Source organism: Mesorhizobium sp. J18 (assembly GCF_007829525.1).
Classification (GTDB): Bacteria; Pseudomonadota; Alphaproteobacteria; order Rhizobiales; family Rhizobiaceae; genus VLJP01.
The window spans coordinates 1-7,170 of the sequence record NZ_VLJP01000078.1; the positions used below are offsets into that span (position 1 = coordinate 1).

Genomic DNA, 7,170 nt, shown 5'->3' on the forward strand with positions numbered 1-7,170 from the left:
CGCGATGAAATGCTGAATGGAGAAGTCTTCTACAGCCTCCGCGAGGCACAAATACTGATCGAGCAATGGAGGAAGCACTACAACACGAAACGACCACACAGCGCATTGGGCTAYCSCCCGCCAGCCCCGGAAACCATCCTTCCGATGGACCAAAGACCGGCGATGCACTAACTTTTAAAATGGACCACTCAAGTGGGGCTGATCAGTAACACATGCCGTTTTCGGGATTCGTCTAAGTAGCTGATTTTATTGATAAAGCAGGTGTGGCTGGGGAACCTGGATTCGAACCAGGACTAACGGAGTCAGAGTCCGCTGGTCTACCGTTAACCTATTCCCCAAGAAGCGGTGCGGACCAAGAAGGCCGCAACGACATAAAGGGCTGACGGCCCATTCTTGCCCCGCCTTTTACGCATGGCCGGCAAATAGTCAAGTCCGGACTCCGGTTCAAGACCCGGATCAGGCTGGCCCGGCGGATGCGGTCGCGTGTCCGGGCGGTTGCGAGGCTGGCGAAATAGGTCCGTTCCGCCCTTGGTCAAATCGGCCGCTGCTGTTACTCTTGTCACCAACATGGAAAAGCTGAGCGCGTGCAGCGTCCCTTGATCGGGTTCGCGCGGCGCCGAAGGAACAGACGTGGAAGACCACGAACGCGGCGAAGCGCCACGGGTGGCGGACATGTTCCGCGACCCGGCGCGCGAAGACCAATGGAGTCCGGCTGCCCGCAGCCTTGGTGCCCCTCAGGGCGGAAGCCAGCCAAAGGAGGCGGGCCCCCCCGCCGCAAATGGCGTCTCCGCGAACAAGGCGAAGAAGCGGCGCAAGCGCAAGCGTGGCCGCAAGGTCTTCGCGCGCGACAGCCAGGGCCGCATCCTCGACATGCGCAACGGCGCCGATGCCGCGCCGAAACCCGCCGAACCGAACAGCATCGGGATCGCCGGGGCAGGGGGCGCGCGCCCGCAGCGACGTTCCGGTACCCCGAATGCGGCCGATGCCCCGGCCTATGCCGCGCTCGACCTCGGCACCAACAATTGCCGGCTGCTGGTCGCCATACCGACGCGGCCCGGTCATTTCCGGGTGGTCGACGCTTTTTCACGCATCGTGCGGCTTGGCGAGGGCCTGAGTGCCAGCGGCCGGCTGGGCGACGCCGCCATGAACCGGGCGGTCGATGCCCTGAAGGTCTGCGCCGACAAGCTTGCCGGCCGCAAGCTGCGCCGCATGCGGCTGATTGCGACGGAAGCCTGCCGCTCGGCCGAGAACGGCCATGCGTTTCTCGAACGGGTAAAGCGGGAGACCGGCCTGACGCTGGAAATCATCGACCGCCGCACCGAGGCGCGGCTGGCGGTTTCCGGCTGCGGCTCGCTGATCGACCGAGAGACCCATGGCGTCGTGCTCTTCGATATAGGCGGCGGTTCTTCCGAGATCGCCCTGATAGACATTTCGCGGCATCGCACGCCGCGCCTTGCCGATCATATCGTCTCCTGGACCTCCCTGCCGGTCGGCGTCGTGTCGCTCGCCGAGCGTTTCGGCGGTCGCCATGTCACGCCGGAAATCTTCGAGGCCATGGTGGTCGAGGTGGGCGATCTCCTGGAGGCTTTCGAGGGACGCCGGGGCCTCGCGCATGTGGCCTCCGGCTCGCGCTTCCATCTGCTCGGAACTTCGGGAACGGTGACGACGCTTGCCGGCGTCCATCTCGAACTCCCCCGCTATGACCGGCGCAAGGTGGACGGGCTCTGGATGGAGCGCGACAGCGTGGACCGCATGATCCAGAAGCTGCTCGGCTGGGATTTCGAGCAGCGCAAGGCCAATCCCTGCATAGGCGCCGACAGGGCGGATCTGGTGCTTGCCGGCTGCGCCATACTCGAGGCGATCCGCCGCTACTGGCCGAGCGAGCGGCTGCGGGTTGCCGATCGCGGCCTGCGCGAGGGCATGCTGTCGGAGATGATGGCCGAAGACGGCGTCTGGCGCAGGCGTCGGCAGAAAGGGCCGCGTCTGTCGTGAAAAAGCCGGTCAAACCGGGCGGCGCGCGCGCGCTCAAGACCCGTATCAAGAAGAAAAGCGGGCTGAAGAACTCCTCGCGCCGCTGGCTCGAGCGCCATCTGAACGACCCCTATGTGCGTCGTTCCAAGGCCGAGGGCATGCGCTCGCGCGCGGCCTACAAGCTCGTCGAGATCGATGACAGGCATCAGTTGTTGAAGCCCGGAATGCGTGTCATCGATCTGGGGGCCGCTCCCGGCGGCTGGTGCCAGGTCGCCGCCGAACGGGTTGGCTCGACCGAGGAGCGGCCTTTGGTCGTCGGCATCGACTATCTGGAGATGGACCCTGTGCCGGGTGCGGTGATCCTGCAGATGGATTTCCTCGACGATGCCGCGCCGGACCGGCTTCTGGAGGTGCTGGGCGAGCCGCCGGATATTGTGCTTTCCGATATGGCCGCGCCGACCACGGGGCACAGGCGCACGGACCATCTGCGCACCATGCATCTGTGCGAGGTGGCGGCCGATTTTGCGGTCTCCGTGCTCAAGCCGGGCGGGCATTTTCTTGCCAAGACCTTCCAGGGCGGCACGGAGGCCGGTCTGCTCGACCAGTTGAAAAGGAACTTCCGCTCCGTCCACCATGTGAAGCCGCCGGCCTCGCGCGACGAATCCGTCGAGCTTTATCTGCTGGCGAAGGGATTCAGGGGGCGGGAAGAACCCTGAGGAGAAGCGGCATGGACCGATTCACCGGCGGTTGCCTGTGCGGCGATGTCCGGATTGTGGCATCGAGACGCCCGTACAGGGTCGGCCTTTGCCATTGTCTCGACTGCCGCAAGCACCATGGCGCCCTGTTTTACGCCGCAGCGGTGTTCGCTGAGGATGCGGTGAAGATCGAAGGCGAGACGCGCGACTATGCCGGACGGTTTTTCTGTCCTCGCTGCGGCTCGTCCGTTTTCGCGCGCAGCGGGAACGAGATCGAAGTGCATCTGGGAACCCTGGATGCCCCTGACCAGCTGATGCCGACCTATGAAAGCTGGACCCTCCGCCGCGAGGCCTGGTTGCCGCCGTTTCCGCTCGCCAGGCCATATGAGCGCGATCGGGACGCCGCGAGTCGCTTCGAGGAATAGGCCGCGCCCGAAGCTGAATGTCGGTTGATCTACACCGTCGCGGCTTCCTCTTCTGCCACGACCCGCCGCGGTCGATGCCCGGAAACGGAGCTGCCGGCGTCCGGCGGCAGTTTCAGGAACGGCAATGCCGCCAGCGACGTCAACAGCGCGACGATGACGAAGGCGTTGACGAATGCGCCGACGCCGAGCGGCGCGCCCGTTATATGGGTGGTCGCTTCCAGGATGCCGCCGCCGATCGCCACGCCGAGTGCGATGCTGATCTGCTGGCTGACAGCCGAAATGGCGGTCGCCTGGCTGGCTTCCTCCTCGCCGATATCGGCGAAGACGAGCGCATTGGCGGAGGTGAAGAAGAGCGAGCGCATGAAGCCGGCTGCCACTAGCACCGCTATGATCACCGGTGCGGGTGTCTCGGCGGTGAAAAGCGCATTGGCGCCGATCAGAGCGCTGCCGCCGATCGCGGCCACGATCAGCACCAGCCGGAAGCCCGCCAGCTTCAGGGTCGAGCGGGCCATGAATTTCAGCGAGATCGCACCGAATGCCGAGGCGAAAGTCAGCATGCCCGATTGGAAGGGAGTCATGCCGAAGCCGATCTGGAACATCAGAGGCAGAAGGAAAGGCACCGCGCCCGCGCCGATGCGGAAAAGCGAGCCGCCGGCGATGGCGGATCGGAAAGCAGGATTGCGGAAGAGCTTGAGGTCGAGCAGAGGGTTTGCGGCGCGTCTTGCATGGCGCAGGTAAAGCACGCCGCAAACGAGTCCGACGATCGTGGTGGTGATGCCGACGGCGGGCGGCAGGGCGGGCAGGCTGACCACCGAAAGGCCGAAGACAATGCCTGCCGCCGCCAGCGCCGAGAGCAGGAACCCGATGAAATCGACGCGCTTGTGCGCCTGGGTTTCGAATTCCGGCAGGACCCGGCCGGAAAACCAGATCCCGACAAGGCCGATCGGTACATTGATGAGGAATATCCAGTGCCAGCTGAAGAAGGTGGTGATGAAGCCGCCGAGCGGTGGGCCGACCAGCGGCCCGATCAGGGCCGGTATGGTCAGGAGCGCCATTGCCGAAACCAGGTGTTCTTTCGAGGTAGCGCGGACCAGCACCAGTCGGCCAACAGGGGTCATCATGGCGCCTCCCATTCCCTGCAGGAAGCGCGAAAGCACGAAGGCGCCAAGGGAGCCCGAAGCCGCGCAGGCGATCGATCCGAGGACAAAGACCCCTATGGCTATGCGGAAGATGCGTTTGGCGCCGAAGCGGTCCGCCATCCACCCGCTGATCGGTATGAAGATCGCAAGCGCCACGAGATAGGTGGTCAGCGCCAGCTTCAGCGCGACCGGGCTTGTGCCGATATCCTCGGCGATGGCCGGCAGCGAGGTGGCGATCACCGTCGAATCCATCTGCTCCATGAAAAGAGCGACGGCCAGTATGAGCGGAAGCGTGCGGTTCAAGGCGGGTATTCAGGTCTGCGGCCGAAAGGCGATAGAAATGAGGCAGGGAGGCGTTAGCATGTTTGATCGGCAATGTCCCGCCCATGCTGCCGAAATGTAGCGGCAAGACGGGAATGTCACCATTCGTTCACGTTAGTGTGAAGAATTTGCCCGGACGTTCAACCGTCTCAATTGCGTTGGCATACTGGGGAAATTCCGCTCCTTGATCCGAAGTCCATGATTGAAGGGAATACCGAGATGACGTTCTCCACAGATCGCAGGTCGCTTTTCAAGCTGGGCCTTGCAGGGGCTGCCGGCGTTGTTGCCGCACCGCAGATCATGACCCGCGCCGCCTATGCCCAGACGGAGATGGCCGGTCCCATTCCGCCCGATGTCAACCGCTTCATGCTCGGCGGCTTCGAGGTGACCACCATCAGCGATGGCTTGCGTCCGGGCGAGGGGCCGCATCCGATCTTCGGGCAGGATCAGAGCGCGGAAGCGGTTGCGGAACTGATGGAAGAAAATTTCCTTCCGTCCGACCGCTTCGTCAACGGCTTCACGCCGACGCTCGTCAATACCGGTTCCGAGCTCGTGCTCTTCGATACCGGCCTGGGCGAAGGGGCGCGGGAAGCAGGCATGGGCAAGCTGAGGGAGCGACTGGCCACGGCCGGCTACTCGCCCGAACAGGTCACCATTGTCGTGCTGACGCATTTCCACGGGGACCACATTTCCGGCATGACGGAAGGAAACCGGCCGGCCTTCCCGAACGCACGCTACTTTGCGGGGCAGGCGGAATATGATTTCTGGACCGCATCCGACCGGATGTCCGGGCCGACGGAGCAGAACGCCCAGCTGGTCGAGACGAAGGTGAAGCCCTTCGCGGAAAGAACCACCTTCCTCGCAGACGGAGACGAGGTGGTGGCCGGCGTCTCGGCCATGCTCGCGCCGGGGCATACGCCAGGCCACATGATTTTCCTGCTTGAATCGGAAGGGAAAAGACTGGCTTTGACGGCCGATACGGCCAACCATTACGTGGCGTCGCTGCAGCGGCCCGACTGGCACGTGCAATATGATGCCGACAAGCAGATGGCCGCCGACAGCCGGAAGAAGGTCTTCGACATGATCGCGACCGACCGCATCCCGTTCATCGGCTATCACATGCCGTTCCCGTCGGTCGGCTTCATCGAGAAGATGGATGTCGGCTACCGCTTCGTGCCGGTCACCTACCAGTTCCTGGTCTGAGGAGACGGTATCTGCCCGCTAATTGCCACGATTGTCCTTATTCCGGACCTTGATCTCAGAAGAACGAGGGCAAGGTCGGCATGAGGCAAGAGGTGAAGATGAACCGGCGCGGACTCCTTCTCGGCGCCGGTGCCGGTTTGCTGCTCATGCCGTTGGCCGCCTGCCAGACTTCGCCGGGCGTCAGCGGAGCACGTGCGTCGGGTCCGGCTGCTTCCGTTGTCGCCCGGATAAGGTCCGCGCATGGCATGGGTGCTTTGCGCCCGGACAGGGAACTCGAGAACGCGGCGCTGTCGCAGGCCGGATTCATGGCCGGCAGCGGCAGGATGGTTCATCGCACCGGCATGGGCAGGGATTTCGCCTCGCGCCTGCGCAATATAGAAACGCGTGGCGTGGCGGCCGAGAACATCGCCCATGGCAGATATGATGTCTCTGGCGTCATCGATGCGTGGATGCACTCGCCGCCGCATCGCCGCAACATGCTCGATCCGCGCTTTTCCCGTTTCGGGCTTGCTTACGCGCCGGATCCCCGCGCCGACGGCCGGCGTTTCTGGGCCATGATCCTGGCCGCCTGAGGCAGTTCCGGAGATTCGTTCCGTGGGTGACTTTTCATAACCCTCAGGACGTGTTACCAGCCAGCGCCAATCCTGAAAGGGAAGTTCAACGAGTCGGCCGGTGCTGTTCTATGTGCAGGCCGCGCCATCTCTTATTCAAGGGTCGGCCATGGCAAGGATCATCGAAACCGCAACCGGCGCCGAGGCGCTCACCTTCGACGACGTGCTCTTGCAGCCCGGACATTCGGAGGTCATGCCCGGTCAGACCGATGTCAGCACGCGGATCGCGGGCGACATCGACCTCAACGTGCCGATCCTTTCGGCCGCAATGGACACGGTGACGGAATCCCGTCTCGCCATCGCCATGGCTCAGGCCGGCGGCATCGGCGTTATCCACCGCAATCTCACACCGGCCGAGCAGGCCGAGGAAGTCCGTCAGGTCAAGAAGTTCGAATCCGGCATGGTGGTCAATCCGGTCACCATCGGTCCCGACGCGACCCTGGGCGACGCCCAGGCGCTGATGCGCGCTCATGGCATCTCCGGCATCCCCGTCGTTGAGAATGGCGGCACCGGCGGCCATCACGCGGGCCGGCTTGTCGGCATCCTCACCAATCGCGATGTCCGTTTCGCTTCCGATCCAGGCCAGCCCGTGCGTGAACTGATGACGCACGACAATCTCGTCACCGTGAAGGAAAGCGTCGATCAGGAGGAGGCAAAGCGGCTCCTGCACCAGCACCGCATCGAGAAGCTGCTGGTCATCGACGGCGAAGGCAATTGCGTCGGCCTCATCACCGTCAAGGATATCGAAAAGTCGCAGCTCAATCCCAATGCCACCAAGGATGCCCAGGGGCGTCTGCGCGTGGCG

The 7,170-nt window shown here is 63.7% G+C and carries 8 protein-coding genes and 1 tRNA gene; 7 read left to right on the forward strand and 2 right to left on the reverse strand.

Annotated features, from left to right (window positions below):
• Nucleotides 1-171: integrase core domain-containing protein (locus L598_RS19730; protein ID WP_144865444.1), on the forward strand; the 171-nt coding region annotated here is incomplete at its 5' end.
• A 93-nt stretch (nt 172-264) separates the two neighbouring features.
• Here L598_RS19730 and L598_RS19735 read toward each other — a convergent pair.
• Nucleotides 265-338 (reverse strand) — tRNA-Gln (locus L598_RS19735).
• Between the two features lie 292 nt (nt 339-630).
• Between L598_RS19735 and L598_RS19740 the strand changes: the two genes are divergently transcribed.
• Genes L598_RS19740 through L598_RS19750 form a run of 3 tightly spaced genes read left to right on the forward strand, consistent with a single transcriptional unit; the run spans nt 631 to nt 3,091 of the window.
• Nucleotides 631-1,992, forward strand: a complete 1,362-nt coding sequence (locus L598_RS19740; protein WP_246658851.1) for a Ppx/GppA phosphatase family protein — start codon at nt 631-633, stop codon at nt 1,990-1,992.
• Nucleotides 1,989-2,687 (forward strand): RlmE family RNA methyltransferase, encoded by a 699-nt coding sequence (locus L598_RS19745; protein ID WP_246658852.1) that lies wholly within the window; start codon nt 1,989-1,991, stop codon nt 2,685-2,687. The genes L598_RS19740 and L598_RS19745 overlap by 4 nt, the downstream gene beginning before the upstream one ends.
• A gap of 11 nt (nt 2,688-2,698) precedes the next feature.
• Nucleotides 2,699-3,091 carry a GFA family protein gene (locus L598_RS19750; RefSeq protein ID WP_144865448.1) on the forward strand — a complete coding sequence of 131 codons (393 nt, stop codon included), beginning with the start codon at nt 2,699-2,701 and terminating at the stop codon, nt 3,089-3,091.
• 29 nt (nt 3,092-3,120) lie between these two features.
• Here the strand turns inward: L598_RS19750 and L598_RS19755 are convergent, their stop codons facing one another.
• Nucleotides 3,121-4,533, reverse strand: a complete 1,413-nt coding sequence (locus L598_RS19755; protein WP_144865450.1) for an MFS transporter — start codon at nt 4,531-4,533, stop codon at nt 3,121-3,123.
• Nucleotides 4,534-4,770: 237 nt separating this feature from the next.
• On the opposite strand from L598_RS19755, the gene L598_RS19760 reads away from it, so the two are divergent.
• From L598_RS19760 to L598_RS19770, 3 genes are all read left to right on the forward strand, one after another.
• Nucleotides 4,771-5,754 carry an MBL fold metallo-hydrolase gene (locus L598_RS19760; RefSeq protein ID WP_144865452.1) on the forward strand — a complete coding sequence of 328 codons (984 nt, stop codon included), beginning with the start codon at nt 4,771-4,773 and terminating at the stop codon, nt 5,752-5,754.
• Nucleotides 5,755-5,852: 98 nt separating this feature from the next.
• Nucleotides 5,853-6,326, forward strand: coding sequence for a CAP domain-containing protein (locus L598_RS19765; RefSeq protein WP_246658853.1), 474 nt, complete (start codon nt 5,853-5,855; stop codon nt 6,324-6,326).
• Nucleotides 6,327-6,474: 148 nt separating this feature from the next.
• Nucleotides 6,475-7,170, forward strand: a 696-nt coding sequence (locus tag L598_RS19770) for an IMP dehydrogenase (protein WP_144865684.1), incomplete at its 3' end; no start/stop codon positions are given.